The sequence below is a fragment of the Pyxidicoccus sp. MSG2 genome, assembly GCF_026626705.1.
In the GTDB taxonomy this organism is placed as follows: Bacteria; Myxococcota; Myxococcia; order Myxococcales; family Myxococcaceae; genus Myxococcus.
In genome coordinates this window covers 3,515,284-3,533,873 of sequence record NZ_JAPNKC010000001.1, presented here as the reverse complement: position 1 = coordinate 3,533,873, position 18,590 = coordinate 3,515,284, and the positions used below count along the sequence as shown (strand labels likewise).

Here is an 18,590-nt window from a genome sequence, read left to right as displayed (position 1 = left end):
GGCGCCGCACCGGGGCCTGCCATCGGAGCGGCCCCAGGGCCTGCTCGCGGCGCCGTACCGGGACCTGCCATCGGAGCTGTGCCGGGCCCAGCCATGGGTGCCGCACCGGGACCTGCCATCGGAGCCGCACCCGGACCGGCCATGGGCGCAGCACCCGGCGTCGCGGCACCGGGCATCCCTCCGGTGCCTGCTTCGGGCGTGGGGCCGGGCGAGCTGGCCCCCGGCGCCTGAGCCGGGGCGTTTGGCGCTCCATCGCCCCACATGGCGCGGGGGAAGGCGTCGCGGGCCTCGGGGAAGCGCCAGGGGAAGGCGAAGTTGAGCCCGTCCTCGGAGACCTGGAGCTTGCCCTTGATGGAGCCGCTCTCCACGAGCAGCTCGATGGTCGGCAGGGTGAGGGGCCCCCACATGGTGCCCCTGTCGTTGCGAACCCAGTACTGCCGGACCTCACCCTCGGCCATGCGCCGCTCGACTCCAGTAGGTGTTCAGAAAAGGGAAAGGAGAACCCTACCGCCGTCCTCCCTCGACTCAAAGCATACGACCGGGCGTCAGGCCCGCACTCCGCGTCAGGGCGTCGCACCGTCCAGCGCCGCCAGCCCCAACGCGGCGAGACATGCCGCATCCGCCTTCTGCTCGGCGGGCGGGTCGAAGCAGAACACCTCGGTGTCGAACACCTTGCACAGCCCCGCGGGCGTGGCCGCGCACGCCGCCTTCGAGAACGCCGTCGTGCACCCATACCCGCACACCGGCCCCGTCTCGCTGTTCTTGCACTCGGGCGCGGGCAGCGTGCGCTTCCACGCGCACAGCGCAGCGGCGGGCGGGTCGAAGCAGGTGATGCGGCCGCTGGCCAGCTTGCACACGCCCGCGGGCGTCCGGGCGCAGCGCACCCCTTCCGGCGCATTCACGCAGCCATAGCCGCACGTCAACTGCATCCCATTGCTGCGGCAGTCCGCCTGGGGCGTCTCGCGGCCGTACACGGCGAAGACGATGGCCGGCGGGTCGAAGCATTCCACGTCCCCGCTACGGCCCTTGCACACGCCCGCCGGAGACTTCGCGCACTTCACCTTGCCCGGCTGCGTCGCGCAGTTGTAGCCGCACGCCACCACGCCATCGATGTTCTTGCACTCGGGCGCGGGCAGCGAGTCGCCGTACGCCTTCAGCACGTAGGCCGGCGGGTCGAAGCACACGGCCTGCCCGTCCACCACCTGGCAGCGGCCCTGCGGCGTCTGCGCGCACCGCACCCGCTGTCCGTCCGACTTGCACCCATAGCCGCAGGACACCTGTCCGTCGATGGAGCGGCAGGTGGGCGCGGACGGGTCCTGCGACTGCGGAACCGAGGCGAGCGTGAGCGCCAGTACGGTGACGAGGGAAGCGAGCACGGGGGGGACCTCGGGCGGGGGAGAAGCGGTGGGGCCCGGCCATTGACGCCCAAGGCGCGCGGGGACGCAAGAAGCGGGCGGCCGCGACGGCGCGGGCGGGGCGTGGTACCCAGGCGCCCTCCCACGCGGAGGTAGGCCCCGGTGGACGTGGACGTCAGCACGCTGCACATCATCCTGCTCTGTCTCGCCGCGATGACGGCGGGCCTCGTGGACGCCATCGCCGGGGGCGGCGGGCTCATCACCCTGCCCGCGCTGCTGGCCGCCGGCCTGCCGCCCCACGTGGCGCTGGGCACCAACAAGGGCCAGTCCGTCTTCGGCACCTTCGCCGCGCTGGTGCGCTTCTCCCGCGCCGGGCTGGTGGACGGGAAGCTGGCGCGGGTGACGTTCCCCTTCGGCCTCGCGGGCGCCCTCGCGGGAGCCGCGCTGGTGCTGCTGGTGAAGCCGGAGGTGCTCAAGCCGCTGGTGCTCGTGCTGCTCATCGCGGTGGCGGTGTTCCTCACCTTCCGCAAGGCCCCGCGCCCCGGCGACGCGCCCGAGCCCGGGCCGCGCCCGCGCGCGCAGGCCATTGGCGCGCTCATCGCGCTGGGGCTGGGCACCTATGACGGCTTCTTCGGGCCGGGCACCGGCACCTTCCTCATCGTGGCCTTCTCCACGCTGCTGGGCCACGGCCTGGCGCGCGCGTCCGCGGACGCGAAGGTGGTGAACTTCGCCTCCAACCTCGCCTCCATGACGATGTTCGCCCTCAAGGGCGTGGTGCTGTGGAAGGTGGCGCTGCCCATGGCCGCGGCCCAGTTCTCCGGCGCGTACGTCGGCGCCCACCTCGCGGTGAAGGGCGGCGACAAGCTGGTGCGCAGGGTGGTGCTCGGCGTGGTGCTGGCGCTGGTGCTGAAGCTGGGGCGCGACGTGGTGATGGGCTGACGCCCCTTCAGCCGATGTGCACCAGCAGCGCGTCCCCGCGCTTCGCCACCGTGGCCACGAACTTCTGGAGCTCCTCGAAGTAGGAGAGCAATTCCTCCAGCGGGTCCACGTCCTCCTCGGGCTCCTCCCAGGTGCCGGGGTAGATGTCCTGGGCCTGCATCTCCACCGGGTCATACCGGCGGCGCAGCGTGGCCTCGGGCACCTTCTGGAGCGCCTGGGCGAGCGCCTTCGCCTGCGCGGGCGTGAAGATGCGCGCGGTGCCCTCGTCCGAGGGGATGTCCCCCACGTCCTCGCCGCCGCGCACCAGGAAGTCCAGCGGCGCCGCGCCTTCCCAGGGCGTGCCGGTGAGCAGGTACTGGAGGCCGTGCCACGCCTCGCCGATGTCCAGCTCCACGAATGCCGCGCCCTTCGAATCGCCGAAGTCCTCCTCGTCGTCGAGGAAGGCCTCCAGGCTCTGGGGCGCCTGGAGCAGGGCGTTGCGCTGCGCCTCCGTGGCGCTGCGAAGGGTGCAGAGCATCTCCATGCGGTGACCTCGGGGGCGCGTGAGTCGACGAGCGCGGGGCGGACCTTACCGCCCGCTGCTCACCAACGGAACAACAAGGGAGGCGTCCGAGCTCAGCGGTAGCTCGACTGTGAACGTCGCGCCCTGGCCCGGCACGCTGGCCACGGACCGTGGGCTTCAGAAATCTGAGCCGGAGCGCCTCCTCCGTCGCAGGCGCCAGGCCACCCGGTGCCTGCTCCTCCTGGGAAGGGGCCCTGGCATCCGTGTTGCTCTTACGGGAGGCCTCACTCCGCCTGCTGGAGTCCGTCCATGACCCCGATGTCGCTGCGCCGACTCTTCTCCCGCGCCCTGCGCGCCTCGCTCGTAACGCCGCTGGTGCTCGCCGGGTGTGATGGGGACGACCTGGACCTGACGGGCTACTCCGCGCCCGCATGTGAGGATGGCTCCCTCGCGGTGAGCGGGTTGTCGCTCGCGACGCCGGTGGACGTCGTGCAGTTGCGCGGCATCGGGTCCAACCCCGGCTCGGCAGACCCTCATCGCGAGGCGGTGGTGAGCTCCTCGGGGACGCCGTGCGCGACGGCTTCCAACGTGCCGGCCTGCACGTCGGCCCTGGCCAGCCTCACCTCGGAGACGGGCTTCAATACGTCCTGCCTGGACGTGTGCTCCGCGTTCTACGTGGCGACGACGCGGGGTGACGAGGTGAAGGCCCACGCGTCCCTGGAGGCGCTCCGGGCCCTGTTGGGCACCATCGACACGACGCAGGAGGCGGCGCTGCTCGCCTTCGCCGAGGGCTATGACCTGTCCTGCCAGACGCTGGCGCGGGGGGCGGTGCGGGCGGAGCCCGACGGGCGCTTCAGCGTCATCGGCACCACGGGCTTCGCCTGCGGAGAGGGCACGGCGGTGACGCGCTTCGTGCTGGAGGTGTCGCCAGATGGTTCGGTGCGGGAGGTGAGCAGCAAGGTGCTCGAGCGGGGGGACCCGGGTTGCTCCATCGGCCGGCGGCCCGTGGGCCTGCGCGGCGCGGCCCCGGTGGCCTGCTCGGACGCGCTGGGGCAGCACTTCGCGGTGGTGGCGCACCTGGAGGCGGCCTCCATCAACGCCTTCCTGCGACTGCGCGAGGAGCTGGAGTTGCACGGCGCCGACGTCGCGCTGCGGGACGCGGCGCTGAAGAGCGCGATGGAAGAGGTGCTGCACACCGACGTCAGCACGCGGCTGGCCCGCCGCTTCGGTGGCACGCCCCGGCCGCCCGAGGTGGAGGCGCTGCCGCTGCGCTCGCTGTTCGAGGTGGCGCTGGACAACGCGGTGGAGGGCTGCGTGCGGGAGACGTTCGGCGCGCTGGTGGCGCATCACCAGGCCCTGCATGCGCGGGACGCGGAGGTGCGCGGCGCCATGGTGCGCATCGCGGACGACGAGACGCGGCACGCCGAGCTGTCCTGGGCCATTGACGGCTGGGCGCGGGAGCGGCTCACCGCGTCCGAGCTCGAAGCCCTGCGCGCCGCGCAGCGGGAGGCCGTGGAGAAGCTGCGCGCGGAGGTGGCCGCGCCGCTCGATGAGGCGCTCGTCACCGAGGCCGGCATGCCGGCGCCGGAAGTCGCCGCGTCCCTGGTGGACACGCTGGCCGCTCAGCTCTGGGCGTGAGGTGCTTCCCCGGACGGGTGACGGCTTCCACAGAGGAAGCCGTCCCCGCGCGTCCGGGCCCGGCGGCTACTCCACCACCACCAGCTTCGCGTTGTTCTCCACGGCGGTGCCTTCCTTGGCGAACAGCTCCGTCACCTTGCCGGCCTTGGGGCTCTTGAGCTCGTTCTCCATCTTCATCGCCTCCACCACCACCAGCCCCTGGCCCTCCTTCACCTCGTCGCCCACCTTCACCAGCACCTTCACCACCTTGCCGGGCATGGGCGCGGTGACGAGCTGCTTGCCCTCCACGGAGAAGGCCGCGTTGCCCGCGCGCAGGCGCAGGCGGCGCTCGTCCGCCACGTCGAAGCGGTTCACCTGGCCGCGCAGGAGGACGCCCACCTCGTCGCCGTTCTCCTCGAACTCGACGCCGTAGGACTGGCCGTCCACCAGCATGGTCATGGTGCCGTGCTCCAACATGAGCGCGTCCACCTGGTACGTCTTGCCGTTGACCGTCACCCTGTACTGGTCATTGCCCAGTGGCTCCAGGTCCACCGGCACGGCTTCCTTCTGGCCCTGCTGCTTCGTGAAGTAACGCATGGAGGTCTTTTCCAAAGCTCGAAGGGGAAGGGACTACCGGCGGCGCAGCGCCAGCTTCCACGGGGAGACGCCACCGTTGCCGCCGCCCTGGCCACTCGCGGAGGGCAGCGACTTCGCGCGCTTCTGGTCTCTCTGGTACGCGTGCACCGTGCTGGCGAGCAGCGCCATCTCGCTCAGCTTCGCGTCCTCCACGCCGAGCAGCGTGTCGTGCTCGCGGGTGAGGAAGCTGGTGTCGTAGTCGCCGCCGATGAACTCGGGGTGCGCGAGAATCGCCTTCAGGTAGCGGATGTTGGTGGTGATGCCCTTCACCACGTACTCGGACAGCGCGCGCTGCGTCCGGGCAATCGCCTCGCGCCGCGTGGGGGCCCACACGGACAGCTTGGAAATCATCGGGTCGTAGAAGTTGGGCACCGTGTACCCGGGGAACACGCCCGAGTCGTCGCGCACGTTGGGGCCGCCCGGCACGCGCAGGTACGTAATCTTCCCGGGGCTGGGCATGAAGTTGCGCGACGGGTCCTCCGCGTAGACGCGCACTTCAATCGAGTGGCCCCGCGGCTCGGGCGCGGCGGTGAGCGGGAGCTTCTCGCCCTCGGCGGCGCGAATCTGCAGGGCGACGAGGTCCAGCCCCGTCACCCACTCCGTCACCGGGTGCTCCACCTGGAGGCGGGTGTTCATCTCCAGGAAGTAGAAGTTGCGGTGCACGTCGACGAGGAACTCCACCGTGCCCGCGCCCACGTAGTTGACGGCCTTGGCCGCCTTCACGGCGACTTCACCCATCTTCGCGCGCATCTCCGGCGTGAGGATGGGGCTGGGCGTCTCCTCCACCACCTTCTGGTGCCGGCGCTGCGCCGAGCACTCGCGCTCGTTCAGGTGGATGGTGTTGCCGTGCTGGTCGGCGAACACCTGGATCTCCACGTGGTGTGGCTTCTCCAGGTACTTCTCGATGTAGACGGCGTCGTTGCCGAAGGCGTTCATCGCCTCGCTCTTGGCGGCGCGCCACGAGGAGTCGAAGTCACCGCCGCGCTCCACCTTGCGCATGCCCTTGCCGCCGCCACCGCCCGCGGCCTTGAGCATGACGGGGAAGCCAATCTTCTCCGCGTAGGCGCGCGCCTCTTCCAGCGTGGCGAAGGGCTCGGTGGAGCCAGGCACCACGGGCACGCCGGCCTTGATCATGTTCGCGCGGGCGCGGGTCTTCTCGCCCATGGCGTCCATGGCGGAGGCCGGCGGGCCGATGAAGGTGATGCCGGCGGCCTCGCAGGCGCGGACGAAGGAGGCGTTCTCGGAGAGGAAGCCGTAGCCGGGGTGGATGGCATCCGCGCCGGCCTGTTTGGCGGCGTCGATGATGCGCTGCTGGACCAGGTAGCTCTCACGCGAGGGCGGGGGCCCCACGAAGTACGCCTGGTCCGCGGTGCGGACGTGAAGGGCGGAGCGGTCCGCCTCCGAGTACACCGCCGCGGTGGCGATGCCGAGTTCCTTGCAGGTGCGCATCACCCGGATGGCGATCTCGCCGCGGTTGGCGACGAGCACTTTGCGGATCTTGGGCATGGTCGCCCCTCTAGCACGGGGCGACCCGGATTTCGCGCCCCTACTTCCGGTTGCCCAGGTACTGCTCCATGTAGACCTTGGCCTGCGCCAGCTTGGCCTCCACGAAGCGGTCATCCTCGTCCGGCTCGGGCGGGGGCATCGGCTTGCCCGGCTCGTTCCCGAAGTCCACCGCGGCGGCCAGCAGATTGCGCGCCGCGTTGCCGCCGCCGAACAGCTTTGCCAGCATGCCCGTCTCGACGTCCAGCCAGCGCGCGGCCTGGCGCATGACGTCCAGCACTTCGCCCTCCACGGCCTTCGAGGGGCGGCCCGGGCCGCTGACGCACGTACGGGCGTAGCTGTGCTCCCGGTCCACGAAGATGCCCAGCGCCCTGTCGCGGAAGTCCTGCGCCAGGGCCTGCGTCATCGCGTCCAGCTGCTCCTCCAGGAAGGGCTGCTCGGACTTGCGCGCCTTGCGGCCGGGGGCGGGGGGCAGCTCCAGCTCGGCGGCGTGCCAGCCCGCCTCGGAAAGGCCCTCGGGCGGTGACTCCAGCCACTTCACTTCAGGCGTGGGCAGGTCGACCGCCTCACATACGCGCTTCAGCGTCTGGCGCAGCGCGGTGAGGTTACCTTCAACGTCGGAGAGAAAGAGGATGAGTCGGCGGTGGGACAAAATGGGTTCCTTTCCTGGCAACCTGAAAGCCCGCGCGCCACCCTCAAATTTCCAGGATGGCGCGTGCCTGCCTGCCCTCCAGCCAGGGGAGGGCAGCCCTGCCGCCGAGGGAACACCCTACAGCGGGATATTGCCGTGTTTACGCGGCAGGTTTTCCTGGCGCTTGTCCTTCAGCATCTCCAGCGCGCGGATGATGCGCGAACGGGTGTCTTCCGGACGGATGACCTCGTCGATGTAGCCCAGCTCCGCCGCCTTGAACGGGTTGGCGAACTTCTCCCGGTACTCGGCGGTGAGCTTCGCGCGCTCGGCCGCGGCGTCGGGGGCCTTGAGCAGCTCGTTGCGGAAGATGATGTTCACCGCGCCCTCGGGGCCCATGACGGCGATTTCCGCGGTGGGCCAGGCGTAGTTGATGTCCGCGCGGATGTGCTTGGACGCCATGACGTCGTAGGCGCCGCCGTAGGCCTTGCGGGTGATGATGGTGACCTTGGGGACGGTGGCCTCGGCGTAGGCGTACAGCAGCTTGGCGCCGTGGGTGATGATGCCGCCCCACTCCTGCGAGGTGCCGGGGAGGAAGCCGGGCACGTCCACGAAGGTGATGAGGGGGATGTTGAAGCAGTCGCAGAAGCGCACGAAGCGCGCGGCCTTCACGCTCGCGTCGATGTCCAGCACGCCGGCCAGCACCGCGGGCTGGTTGGCCACGACGCCCACGCTGCGGCCGTTCATGCGCGCGAAGCCGACGACGATGTTCTTCGCGAACTGGTCCTGCACCTCGAAGAAGTGCTTGTCGTCGACGACGGCCTTGATGACTTCCTTGATGTCGTAGGGCTTGTTGGGGTTGCTCGGGACGATGTCCTTGAGCGACGCCTCGGCGCGGAACGGGTCGTCCTCGCACGGCTGGACGGGCGGGTCCTCCTGGTTGTTGGAGGGGAGGAACGACAGCAGCTCGCGCGTCATGACGATGGCGGCCTGCTCGTTCTCCGCCGCGAAGTGCGCCACGCCGGACTTCTGGTTGTGCGTGAGCGCGCCGCCCAGCGCCTCCTTCGTCACCTCCTCGTGCGTCACCGTCTTGATGACGTCCGGGCCGGTGATGAACATGTAGGAGGTGTCCTTCACCATCATGATGAAGTCCGTAATCGCCGGCGAGTACACCGCGCCGCCCGCGCACGGGCCCATGATGAGCGAAATCTGGGGCACGACGCCGGACGCCAGCGTGTTGCGCAGGAAGATGTCCGCGTAGCCGGCGAGGCTCTCCACGCCCTCCTGGATGCGCGCGCCGCCCGAGTCATTCAGGCCGATGACGGGCGCGCCCACGCGGGTGGCCATGTCCATGATCTTGCAGATTTTCTGGGCATAGGCGCCGGACAGCGAGCCGCCGAAGACGGTGAAGTCCTGGGCGAAGACGAAGACCTTGCGGCCTTCCACGGTGCCGTAGCCGGTGACGACGCCGTCGCCGGGAATCTTCTTGTCGCCCATGCCGAAGTCGCTCGAGCGGTGGGTGACGAACTTGTCCAGCTCGCAGAAGGAGCCCGGGTCGAGCAGCAGGTCGATGCGCTCGCGGGCCGTGAGCTTGCCGGCCTCGTGCTGCTTGGCGATGCGGTCGGCACCGCCGCCCAGCTCGGCCTGCTTCTCCAGCTGCTGGAGCCGTGCGCGGAGGGGGTTCTCGGAGGTCTCGTCCATGTGCGCCCCCTCTAGCACGATTGGGCGGGGTCCGCGCTCCCCGGAAGCATGGCGTCCACCGCCGCGAGGTCCAGGCCATAACGCTGCCGCACCTCGGCAAGGGGCAACTCCCACATCCGGCGCCAGGGCGCGCCGAAGAGGAGGCGGGAGCGGTGGCCCAGCAGCCACCCCCGGACGATGGCGCGCATGCGCACGTCCCGCTCGGAGAAGGCGTAGAGGAGGGTGTTGGCCAGCCCCCCCGCGAGGATGCCCAGGGCGAAGGGGCTGCCCACCTGGGCGAGGCTGAAGGCCTGGATGCCCAGCTCTCCGGCCACGTCGGTGTGGAAGCCGGTGAGGACGTGCCAGACGTCGTGGGACTCCAGCATGTGGGCCCGCACGTACTCCTCGTCCGTGTGGGCCTCCAGGGCGGGGAGGGCGTCCGGGTCCAACCCGTTCCCCAACAGGTGGTCCGCGTAGGCGCGGCCCAGCGTCCCTTCCGGGAGGTGGCACAGCGAGGCCGGGTGGAGGAAGCCCACGCGCGGGCGCTCGACGAAGGCCCGGGCGGCGGAGTCGTGCCGCATCAGTCGCTCCACCAGCCTGCGCATGGCGGCGGGCGGAGCCAGCACCGCCGCCAGCTCCAGGATGTCCTGGAGCTGCTCCGGGTCCCGGAGCGCGCGCGCCATGCGCCACGCCGTCCGGGCATACGCGACGGGGTTGCGCATGCCTGCCTCTCGAGCTGTGGGGTCCGACGCCCAGGGTACGCGCCGGATGGGGCGGAGGAGGGCGCATGCGTCGGAGCGGTGCTCGCGGGCGGACATCCCGAGCGCCCGGGAGCGGACACTCAGGAGGCGGGCGGCCGAACGGGCAACTCCCGGGTCCGTGCGGACCGGGTTGGGGGGACGGACGTTTCGAGTCTGGAGGTCCGCCATGCGCGCTGCTCGAGGTTCTCTGCAGGTGGGCGCGTTCCGCGGCATTCCCATCCGCGTCCACTTCTCGCTGTTGCTCATCCTGCCCCTGCTGGCGTTCAGCTTCGGCGGGGCCTTCCGCCGGGCGGCGGAGGTGGCCGAGGTGCCACCGGAGCGGCTGCTCGGCTCACCCGCATGGTGGGGGCTGGGGGTGGCGGTGGGCCTGTTCTTCTCCGTGTTCGTGCACGAGCTGGCGCACACCGTCTACGCGCTGGCCCGTGGCGGGCGGGTGCGCTCGATTACGCTGATGATGGTGGGCGGCGTGTCGGAGCTGACGGAGGCGCCGCCGCGCCCGAGGGACGAGGCGCTGATGGCTCTGGTGGGGCCGCTCACCAGCCTCCTGCTGGCGGCCGTCTTCGGGGCCGTGACGTGGCTCCTGCAGGGCACGCGCTCCTTCAACCTCCAGTTCGCGTGCTTCTACCTGGCGAGCCTCAACCTCTTCCTGGGCGTGTTCAACCTGCTGCCCGCGTTCCCCATGGACGGCGGGCGCATCGTCCGCGCGTCGCTGACGGGGCGGCTGGGCGCGGTGCGCGCGACGCGGGTGGCGTCGCTGATGGGGCAGGGCTTCGCGGTGCTGCTCGGCCTGGGGGGCGCATTGACGCTCAACCCGTTCATGATGGTCATCGCCGTGTTCATCTACCTGGGCGCGGAGGGCGAGGCGCGGCAGGTGCGGATGAAGGCCACGCTGGCGCGCGTGCCGGTGTCGGCGCTGATGACGCCGCGGCTGGCGGGCGTGGAGGCGTCGTCCTCGCTGTGGGAGGCGATGTGGGCGCTGCGGCAGGCGCGGCGACTGGTGCTGCCGGTGACGGAGGACGGGCGGCCCGTGGGCTGGGTGTGGCTGGAGCCGGTGCAGCAGGTGCCGGAGGCGGAGCGGGCCACGCGCACCACGCGCGAGCTGATGCGGCCGGCGCTGGTGGCGGAGATGGAGGAGGACGGGTGGACCGCGCTGCGGCGCATGGCGGAGAACGAGGTGCCGCACCTCGCCGTGGTGGCGGCGAACGGGAGCCTGGTGGGCACCCTGGACCTGGCGGACGTGCAGCGCGGGCTGGCGCTGTACGAGGCGCGGGAGGAGCGCGCCGGGCCCAGGCCGCGGGACTTCCAGCAGGAGCGCCCGGCGTGACGATGCGTCAGGCCGCCGCGGAGCCCACGCCGTAGAACTGCTGGCTCAGCTCGGCCTCGCTGGCGAACTTCGGGTACTTCCCCTGCTTGAGCGACGTGCTGTCCGGCAGCGCGGTGGCGGAGGAGTACTCCAGCAGGTCACTGATGAGTTTCGCGAACGCGTCGCGCTGGGCGAGGCCCGGGTAGAGCTGCGGCAGCGACAGCCCCGGGACGTTGATGCGCAGCACCAGCGGCCCCTGGGCGCCGCTGCCCCAGGACACCACCAGGTCGGTGAGCACCGTCTGGCGGGGCGGCGCACCCGGAGCCCCAGCGATGGGCAGCATGCCGACGGCCACTGCCAGCACCTCCGTCACCGCGAGGGTGCGGCGCTGGCCGTTGGCGGACTCCAGGCTCAGGGCCTTGTCGCTCAGGCCCAGGATGCGGCAGGGGATGATGCGCGGAGGCGCGGCGGGCGCGTCGATGGCGGGCACGGGTTGTCCCGGCTCCACCCCACGCCGGCCGCGCTCGTCCAGCGAGCGCTCCACCTGCTGCTCCAGGGCCTGGACGTGCTCGGCCAGCGTGGCGGCGTCTCCCGTCAGCAGCGTCTTCGCGCGGGCCACGTACTCGCCCGCCTTCTCCGGGTGCTTGTATTGCGCCAGCCGCAATTCCGCGGCCCGGATGAGGGCGCGCACGGCGACGGTGCCCGAGCCCGTGCCGGCCACGGAGTACAGCGCTTCCGTCGTGGGCGCGGCGGTGGGCGGAGCGCCCTCTCCCTCCAGGGACTGCGCCACGCGCCAGGCGGTGGCGGGGCGCAGCCGCTCCAGGGGGAGCAGCGTGCCGAGCTGCTCCAATGCGCCCCAGACGGCCTCGGCCGACGCACGCCCGGCCAGCAGGTTCAGCGCCCGCTCCACCCGCGTGAGGCCGAGCTGGAGCTTCCCGTCCTCCAGGTCCATCCGGCCCAGGGCCAGCAGCGAGTCCGTGTGGTCCGGCTGGCCGGACAGCACGCGCGTGAAGCCCTCTCGTGCTTCCTTCAGGTCTCCCCGGTCCAGCGCCGCCTGCGCTTCCGCCACGCGGGGGTCCGCCACCCAGCCACCCTGGGCCGCCGCGAGCGCGGGCGCCACCACGCGCTCCTCCAGGCGCGTGGCCCGCATCAGCGAGGCCCCCGCGAAGCCGAAGGCGAAGCCGCCGATGTGGGCCATCACCGCCACGCCCGTGTCGTTGCCCCAGAGGAGGTAGTTCAGCACCTCGTTGCCGAACCACAGGCCCGCCCAGGCCCAGCCGGGCACGGGGACGGTTCCGCGCCAGATGCGCAGAATCCAGATGAAGTAGCCCACGCGGACCCGGCGCTGCGCGAAGCGCAGGCAGAACGCGCCCATGCACGCGGCCACGGCGCCGGACGCGCCGACCATCACCCCCTGCGAGGAGGGCTCGATCGCGAAGTGGGCGAGGTTCGCCACCAGGCCCCCCGCCAGGTAGAAGGCCGCGAAGAGGGGCCGTCCCCAGGCGTCCTCGAGCAGCAGGCCCACGACGTAGAAGAAGAGCATGTTGCCCAGCAGGTGCATCCACCCGAGGTGTAGGAACATGCACGTCAGCCAGCCGGGCTGGGCGATTCCTCGCGCGGGCACCAGCGCGAAGCGCCGCAGCGACGAGCTGTCGGTCCTGACCATCAGCTCATCGCAGCGCGCGTCCAGTTGCTGCTGGCGCTTCGCCACGTCCACGGAAGGGTCGTCGTTCTCCTTCGCCTGTTGGCGCAGCTTCGCAATCAGCTTCCGGCCGTGGTCGGACAGGAAGCGCTCGGAGCAGGCGGCGGGGAACACCAGCTCGGAGTGCGTGAGCGACTGCTCCGCCAACTGGTTGATGTCTTCATCGCCCACGCCCAGGGGCTCGGAGGGGATGACCCACGTGGCGACGAACGCGAGGGCGCACACGACGGCGATGCCGATGGACACGCGGGGCAGGCGGTCCAGCTCCGCTCCGTCCACACCCAGTGGCAGGAAGATCATCATCGCGGCAGGTCCCCCCAAGGGGCGGCAACGGCGCCCCACGAGTCACGCGATGCCCGGAGTCTCCCGGCGCGTGCGCTCCCGTCGTCTATCATGCCGCGCTTCCCTGGCGTCTGGCACGCCCCGTCACAGCGGGGCGGCGCTCCAGGTGGGGGGGAGACGGGCGGGCCTACTTCGCCGCCGGCAGCGTCCAGGTGAGGGAGAAGTGGTGCGCGCCGCCGGGGACGCTGTCCATCCACCCGGTGATTCGCTCGCTCTGCTCCAGCAGCGGGCCCAATTCCGAGCTGATGGCGAAGAGCGCGGCGAGCTGCTCGTCCGCGAGCACGTCCGCCAGCGACACCTGGTTGAGCCCGCGCGTCAGGCGCTTGGGGTCCAGCGAGAAGTCGGCCGCGCGCTCCAGCTTCGCGCCCGCCGCCGGCAGCGCGGCCAGCGTGGCCTGCGTCACCGTCTCGTCGTTGCCCACCACCAATTGCTTGTCCTTGAGCCGCACGAAGAGGCTGCCGCCCTTCACCGTCAGGGCCCAGCCGTCCGCCAGCGCCTTCGCGCCCGGGAAGCTGCCCATGGGCGCCAGCGCGGACTTCACCGCCGCCGCGTCCGTCACCTCCGCGGCCAGCGCCTGACGCACGGCGAAGAAGCGCGTCTCCGGCGCCCGCAGGGAGCCGCGCACCTGCACGGTGTCCATCATGTTCACCAGCAGGTTGCCGGTGAGCTGCTTCGCCACCGTGTCCGTCATGGCCTGCACCTGCTCCTTCGGGCACGCGGGGCACACGGACTGGATGGTGGCGCGCAGCGAGCCCACTGCCTGCGCCACGCCCGCGGGCGCCACCGCCGCGCGCGAGAAGAACATGCCGTCCGCCTTCATCGCCCCGTAGGGACTGGTGCTCTTCGCCTGGAAGGGAGGCAGCGGCAGCTTCAACGCGGTGCCATCCACCTTCAGCGCCGTGCCCGTGCCGTCCAGCCCCACCACCGTGCCGCCGGTCGCGAGGTACGCCACGCCCGTCACCTTGCCCAGCCGTGCGTCCGGCGTGGGCGCCTTGCCCACCAGCTTCACCGCCTCCTTCAGCAGCGCGGGCCCGCCCGCATCGGTGGCGCCGAAAGAGCACACGTCCTGGCCCTTGAGGGCATAGCCCATGGCGCCGCCCGCCGCGCGCGACACGCTCACCGTCGTCACGCCCTTCGACGTTGCGGGCTTCGGCTCGTCGCCACCGGCGGCGGTGATGGCCTCGGCGGCCTTCGTCTGGAAGAGCTTCGCGTCCTTCACGCGCAGGCAGGACACGCGGCCGTCCTCGCGCAGGGACACCGTGGCCGGGCCCGCCGCGTCCAACCCGGCCGCGGAGAGCGTCTCGGGCTTCGTCGGGTCGATGACGAGGAAGGGGTGCAGCTCCCCGCGCCAGGCGGACGGACGCAGCACCGGCGCGTGGGTGCCCGCGCGCTCCAGGAAGGCGGACAGGCCCGCCATCGCATCCAGCTTCGGGACGTGGACGACAGTCTGGGCCGACGCGGCGGAGCGGGGAGCGGGAGCCGCGGCCAGGGTGGCCGCCAGGACGAGCGAGGAGAACATGTCCCCGTGAGAACAGCCGGGCTCCGGGGCTGTCAAGGATGACGCGCCCGCTCCCTCTCCCGGAGTGTCACCCGTTCGAGAGAAGGCGGGCGAGCCAGCAGGGCGGCGCCAGTCCGTCCGGAGTACCGGCCGTCTTCTCCCCGGCAGCGCTCCGCAGCACCTGCCGCCGCAGCGCACCGGGCGCGTGTGGCCGGGTGGCGCGTGGCCCCGCGAGTGTGTTGCTCGCCGGAACTTCCCGGCGCGTCTGTCTGGGACGGGCTGCCCTCATCATGCCGCTGCTCCTCATGTGGGCGCCCGCCGTGCCTCCTTCTAGAGGCGGCCGACGTTGGCCCACTCAATCATCCGCTCCGCCAGCTCCTCGGCGTTGCGGCGCAGGTGCGCAAGCTGCAGCACCTGGTCATCCGTGCGGGCCAGCGCCATGCGCAGGGCCAGCGTGTCCGCGAAGCGGACCACCTGCGCGATGCTGATGCAGGCCCGGTCCTCCGCCGCCCCTGCGAAACGGGCGACCTCCGCGTCCACCGTGAAACCCTCCGCCACCAGCGCCTGCACCAACGCGCCACGCGCCACCGGTGTCTCGTACTCCCCCGGGTTGCGAAGCTGCCGACGCCACGATTGCGCCTCCCACCGCTTGCGCGCGGGGTCCCTCGGGACCCTTTGCTTCAACGGCTGCGCGCTCGTCATCCCCACCATGCCGGTCAACACCGGCGACCAGATGTTCATCTCCATCACTGCCCCCTCTCCACTACGGGGTTCCATCCACAGGCATGAGCGACATCGATGTTTCTTCGTCAGTCCCGCGCGCCGGACTGCTCACCCCTTATTACGGCCATGCCTTGAATTCTTGACTCGCCCCTGGGCGCCAACCTGTTGCGTCGGGGCGCCAGGAGTCTCGTGGACGGGGGATGGGTGTCGTCGTTGACAGGGCCCTGGTCCCCCGGGACAGTCCGCGCGCCATGGCTACCTACCCCGCCTCACCTCGCGATGCCTTCCACCTGCTGCGCGCGCTGTCGGAGGACCTGTCCCACCCGGACCGACGTCCCCGCGCGCTGACGGAATTGCGTGAGCTGGCCGACGCCGCCCGCAACCGGCCGGAGACGGCGCCGCTGCGGCTGGTGACGGTGACGGTGGCGGTGGGGGCGTCGCAGGAGCGGCTGGAGCTGTTCCTGCTGCCGTCCATCTTCGCCCCCGAGGCGTGGGCCTACACGTTCATGGAAGGCCTGATGAGCGTGCCGCTGGACGAGTACGCGGGAAAGCGGCTGGTGGAAGTAGGGGCGGGCTCGGGGTGGATCTGCATCGCGCTCGCGAAGTTCACCCGGCTGGCGCACGTGCACGGCGCGGACCTCAACCCGCACTCACCCGTGGTGGCGCGGTGCAACGCGTGGCTCAACGGCGACGAGGCGCTGGTGTCGCGCCTGTCCTTCGGGGAGAGCGACCTGTTGCGCGGCATACCCTCGGAGGCCCCGTGGGACTTCGTGGTGGGCTGCATCCCCCAGGTGCTGCGCGGGGAGGAGCAGGAGTTGCCGGCCGAGCTGTCCCAGGCCGACGAGCAGGCGCTGTACGACCTGTCCAACTACTGCACGCTGCAGAACGTCTACGAGGACCACTTCGGGCTCGGGCTCATCGCGCGACTGTTGGATGAAGCACCGGAGCGGCTGGCGCCGGGCGGGCGGCTGTTGCTCAACCTCGCGGGCCGGCCGGGACGTCCCATCATCCAGCGCATGCTGACCCGGCGCGGCTTCACGCCGAAGGTGCGCGTGGCGCGGCGGGTGATGCAGGCGGCGGACACGGACATCCGCCCACTGGTGGCGCTGGAGCAGCGCACCGGGCGCGAGTTCGAGTTCTTCATGGAGGCCCGCAGCCCGGAGCCACTGCGCGCGGCCACGGCGCTGGGCTGGCTGCAGGCGGGCCACCCGGTGTGGCACGAGGTGGCGGTGTGGGAAGCGCAGCTCGCGCTGCCCCGCGAGACGCTGGCCCTGCGCGCGGCCCTGCGCGAATTGGGCGCCGCGTCCCTGCAGGAGGAGCTCGATTTGGGCGCGGCGTCGGCGGAGCAGCTCGGCTTCGTGGCGGAATTGGCGGCGCGGCTGTCGCGCGGGCCGCTGATGCCGTACGCGCACGAGGCGGGGGACGCGTCCTTCCGCCGCCGCGTGGTGCGCTACCTGGAGCGGTACTTCGGGCTGCGGCTGGCGGAGGAGGAGCTGTTCGTCGCGCCCGAGCGGGAGCAGGCCGTCTATTCGCTGCTGATGGCCACGTGCGACGCGGGCGACGAGGTGCTGGTGTCGCGCAGCCTGCACCCGCTCTACGCGCGGGCGCTGGAGAAGGCGGGCGTGCGCGCCACGGTGACGCACACCACACTGGAGGAGGTGCGCCGGCTCCTGGCCGCCTTCGACGTGAAGCTGGTGCTGCTGACGGTGGAGCCGGGCGAGCGCACCAACCTGGCGGTGCTGCGCGACATCCTCGCGGAGACGGCGCGGCGGGGCATCTGGGTGGTGCTGGACGAGAGCGCCTTCTTCAACATCACCGGCGCGGTGGAGCCCCGCACGCTCTTCGAGTTCCTCGCGCGCGAGCCGTACGCGCCGAACCTCGTCGTGCTCTACGGCCTCATCAAGAACGCGGTGTGGCCGGACCTGGAGCTGACCCTGCTGTTGCCCGTGCCGGAGCCCTTGCGCGCGGACCTGGAGGTGGCGGCGGAGGTGACGTACTCGCGCATCAGCACGCTGGCGGAGTGGTTCTACGAGCGCACCTTCGCGGACCTGCTGTCCTTCCGCATCTCCTTCAAGGAGCCGGAGGTGCCCGCGGCCCGGAAGCCTCCGGCGGTACCGCTGCCCCGCTCCAAGCGCATCGCGAAGCTCGCGGGCTTCCCCGCCTTCGCGCCGAAGGTGTTCCGCGAGGACGACGCGGAGTTGGTGCGGCTGGACTACGGGGAGAACGAGGGGCCGCTGCCCGCGCCGCTGGTGGAGGGGCTCATCGCCGCGGGCACGGCGCCGCGCGACTCGGGCTCGCAGACGGGGTTGACGGAGGCGGTGGCCGCCTTCCTGCTGGAGTCGCGCGCCGCGCGCTACGCGCCGGAGGACCTGGCGGTGGCGCCCGGCGTCTGGCCGCTCATCCACCACCTGGGCGTGGCGCTGCGCCAGCGGTTGGGGCGCGTGCCGCGCGTGTTCCTGGTCACGCCCTGCTACGGCGTGCTGCCGCCCACCTTCGTGTCCGCCGGCTGTGAGGTGGAGCAGGGCCCGCTGTCCGGCCTGCTCGCGCGGCGGGGGCAGGGCGGTGCGGCCCCGGATGCGGTCGTCGTCTCGCAGCCGTCCAACCCCACCGGCGCCTACCTCGCACAGGAGGAACTGGTGGCGCTGGCCACCTATGTGGTGGAGCAGCGCTGCCTGCTGGTGTCGGACGAAATCTTCGGGCTGGTCAACCTCACCAGCCCCACGGCGGAGACGGTGCACAGCCCGGTGACGCTGGAGGGAGCGGTGCCCGGCGTGGGCGCGCGTACGGTGCTGCTGGGCGGCCTGTCCAAGGAGTTCGCCGCGGGTGGCCTGCGCGTGGGCTGGCTCGCCACGCGCGACAGGGCCCTGGCCGCGGCCGTGCGCGACAGCGGCCCGGGCGTGCTGCACCTGGTGACGGCGCGCGCCGCGGCGTACCTCTACGCGGCCTATGCGCGCAGCCCGGACGGGCAGCTCCTCTACCCGTCACGGCACCGCGCGCTGCGCACCTTCCTGGCGAAGATGCGCCGGGACCTGGCGGAGAAGCGCGAGCTGCTGGCGCAGGCGCTGCCGGGCGACGGGCGCTCGGACGCGAGCGACGCGGGCGGCCTCTTCCTGGCGCCTCGAATGACGGCGTGGCTGGGCCGCGAGGTGGACGGCGAGCGCCTCACGCCGGAGAACCTGCCCGCGCTCGTCTATGCGCACACCCACGTGGTGCTCAACGGTGGTCCGTGGTGTGGTGATTCGGAGCGCGTGCGCGCGGTATTCTCCATCCCCCGCGAGAAGCTGCTGAAGGCCCGCGAGCGGCTGCTGGCCTTCGGCGCGAAGCTGCGCTCGCCCTCGTAGGCCGGAGGGGCGGAGGCCTGTTCACACGGGGACAGTCATCCTGCCCCTTCGCTCGATGGG

Annotated in this window: 14 protein-coding genes; 4 read left to right on the top strand and 10 right to left on the bottom strand. The window is 71.6% G+C overall.

All coding sequences use genetic code 11. The features are described 5' to 3' along the window. Positions 1-563 precede the first annotated feature (563 nt). Positions 564-1,376 (bottom strand): hypothetical protein, encoded by an 813-nt coding sequence (locus tag OV427_RS13315; RefSeq protein WP_267856467.1) that lies wholly within the window; start codon positions 1,374-1,376, stop codon positions 564-566. Between the two features lie 141 nt (positions 1,377-1,517). Here OV427_RS13315 and OV427_RS13310 point away from each other — a divergent pair, with 141 nt between their 5' ends. Beyond that, on the top strand, positions 1,518-2,294 hold the full coding sequence (locus OV427_RS13310; RefSeq protein ID WP_267856466.1) for a TSUP family transporter: 777 nt from the start codon (positions 1,518-1,520) through the stop codon (positions 2,292-2,294). A gap of 7 nt (positions 2,295-2,301) precedes the next feature. Here OV427_RS13310 and OV427_RS13305 read toward each other — a convergent pair whose 3' ends face one another. Continuing rightward, entirely contained in the window at positions 2,302-2,817 is a 516-nt protein-coding gene (locus OV427_RS13305) for a YfbM family protein (RefSeq protein ID WP_267856465.1), read from the bottom strand. Between the two features lie 288 nt (positions 2,818-3,105). Here OV427_RS13305 and OV427_RS13300 point away from each other — a divergent pair, with 288 nt between their 5' ends. Continuing rightward, positions 3,106-4,434 (top strand): ferritin-like domain-containing protein, encoded by a 1,329-nt coding sequence (locus OV427_RS13300; protein ID WP_267856464.1) that lies wholly within the window; start codon positions 3,106-3,108, stop codon positions 4,432-4,434. 66 nt (positions 4,435-4,500) lie between these two features. Here OV427_RS13300 and OV427_RS50580 read toward each other — a convergent pair whose 3' ends face one another. The 5 genes from OV427_RS50580 to OV427_RS13275 form a co-directional block, all read right to left on the bottom strand. Continuing rightward, positions 4,501-5,010 carry a biotin/lipoyl-containing protein gene (locus OV427_RS50580; RefSeq protein WP_324289957.1) on the bottom strand — a complete coding sequence of 170 codons (510 nt, stop codon included), beginning with the start codon at positions 5,008-5,010 and terminating at the stop codon, positions 4,501-4,503. A gap of 33 nt (positions 5,011-5,043) precedes the next feature. Then, a complete protein-coding gene (gene accC, locus OV427_RS13290; protein WP_267856463.1) occupies positions 5,044-6,555 on the bottom strand; it encodes an acetyl-CoA carboxylase biotin carboxylase subunit in 1,512 nt (503 codons plus the stop codon). Positions 6,556-6,595: 40 nt separating this feature from the next. Beyond that, positions 6,596-7,204, bottom strand: a complete 609-nt coding sequence (locus tag OV427_RS13285) for a hypothetical protein (RefSeq protein ID WP_267856462.1) — start codon at positions 7,202-7,204, stop codon at positions 6,596-6,598. A gap of 117 nt (positions 7,205-7,321) precedes the next feature. Continuing rightward, entirely contained in the window at positions 7,322-8,881 is a 1,560-nt protein-coding gene (locus tag OV427_RS13280; protein ID WP_267856461.1) for an acyl-CoA carboxylase subunit beta, read from the bottom strand. An 11-nt stretch (positions 8,882-8,892) separates the two neighbouring features. After that, positions 8,893-9,582 (bottom strand): Coq4 family protein, encoded by a 690-nt coding sequence (locus tag OV427_RS13275; protein ID WP_267856460.1) that lies wholly within the window; start codon positions 9,580-9,582, stop codon positions 8,893-8,895. Positions 9,583-9,787: 205 nt separating this feature from the next. Between OV427_RS13275 and OV427_RS13270 the strand changes: the two genes are divergently transcribed. Then, the gene (locus tag OV427_RS13270; RefSeq protein ID WP_267856459.1) at positions 9,788-10,945 is read left to right on the top strand and encodes a site-2 protease family protein; all 1,158 of its coding nucleotides are present in this window, start codon (positions 9,788-9,790) and stop codon (positions 10,943-10,945) included. Positions 10,946-10,952: 7 nt separating this feature from the next. On the opposite strand, the gene OV427_RS13265 is transcribed toward OV427_RS13270, so the two are convergent. The 3 genes from OV427_RS13265 to OV427_RS13255 form a co-directional block, all read right to left on the bottom strand. After that, positions 10,953-12,929: a rhomboid family intramembrane serine protease gene (locus tag OV427_RS13265; RefSeq protein WP_267856458.1), complete on the bottom strand. Its 1,977-nt coding sequence runs from the start codon at positions 12,927-12,929 to the stop codon at positions 10,953-10,955. A gap of 166 nt (positions 12,930-13,095) precedes the next feature. Continuing rightward, positions 13,096-14,487: a hypothetical protein gene (locus tag OV427_RS13260; protein WP_267856457.1), complete on the bottom strand. Its 1,392-nt coding sequence runs from the start codon at positions 14,485-14,487 to the stop codon at positions 13,096-13,098. Positions 14,488-14,796: 309 nt separating this feature from the next. After that, positions 14,797-15,213, bottom strand: a complete 417-nt coding sequence (locus tag OV427_RS13255) for a hypothetical protein (RefSeq protein ID WP_267856456.1) — start codon at positions 15,211-15,213, stop codon at positions 14,797-14,799. A gap of 227 nt (positions 15,214-15,440) precedes the next feature. Here OV427_RS13255 and OV427_RS13250 point away from each other — a divergent pair, with 227 nt between their 5' ends. Next, the gene (locus OV427_RS13250) at positions 15,441-18,530 is read left to right on the top strand and encodes an aminotransferase class I/II-fold pyridoxal phosphate-dependent enzyme (protein ID WP_267856455.1); all 3,090 of its coding nucleotides are present in this window, start codon (positions 15,441-15,443) and stop codon (positions 18,528-18,530) included. The last annotated feature ends 60 nt before the right edge of the window (positions 18,531-18,590 follow it).

Coding starts and splice junctions, on each gene's coding strand:
- OV427_RS13305 (WP_267856465.1), bottom strand. CDS start 2,817: ATGGAGATGCTCTGCACCCTTCGCAGCGCCACGGAGGCGCAGCGCAAC.
- OV427_RS13300 (WP_267856464.1), top strand. CDS start 3,106: ATGACCCCGATGTCGCTGCGCCGACTCTTCTCCCGCGCCCTGCGCGCC.
- OV427_RS50580 (WP_324289957.1), bottom strand. CDS start 5,010: ATGCGTTACTTCACGAAGCAGCAGGGCCAGAAGGAAGCCGTGCCGGTG.
- accC (WP_267856463.1), bottom strand. CDS start 6,555: ATGCCCAAGATCCGCAAAGTGCTCGTCGCCAACCGCGGCGAGATCGCC.
- OV427_RS13280 (WP_267856461.1), bottom strand. CDS start 8,881: ATGGACGAGACCTCCGAGAACCCCCTCCGCGCACGGCTCCAGCAGCTG.
- OV427_RS13275 (WP_267856460.1), bottom strand. CDS start 9,582: ATGCGCAACCCCGTCGCGTATGCCCGGACGGCGTGGCGCATGGCGCGC.
- OV427_RS13270 (WP_267856459.1), top strand. CDS start 9,788: ATGCGCGCTGCTCGAGGTTCTCTGCAGGTGGGCGCGTTCCGCGGCATT.
- OV427_RS13265 (WP_267856458.1), bottom strand. CDS start 12,929: ATGATGATCTTCCTGCCACTGGGTGTGGACGGAGCGGAGCTGGACCGC.
- OV427_RS13260 (WP_267856457.1), bottom strand. CDS start 14,487: ATGTTCTCCTCGCTCGTCCTGGCGGCCACCCTGGCCGCGGCTCCCGCT.
- OV427_RS13255 (WP_267856456.1), bottom strand. CDS start 15,213: ATGGAGATGAACATCTGGTCGCCGGTGTTGACCGGCATGGTGGGGATG.
- OV427_RS13250 (WP_267856455.1), top strand. CDS start 15,441: ATGGCTACCTACCCCGCCTCACCTCGCGATGCCTTCCACCTGCTGCGC.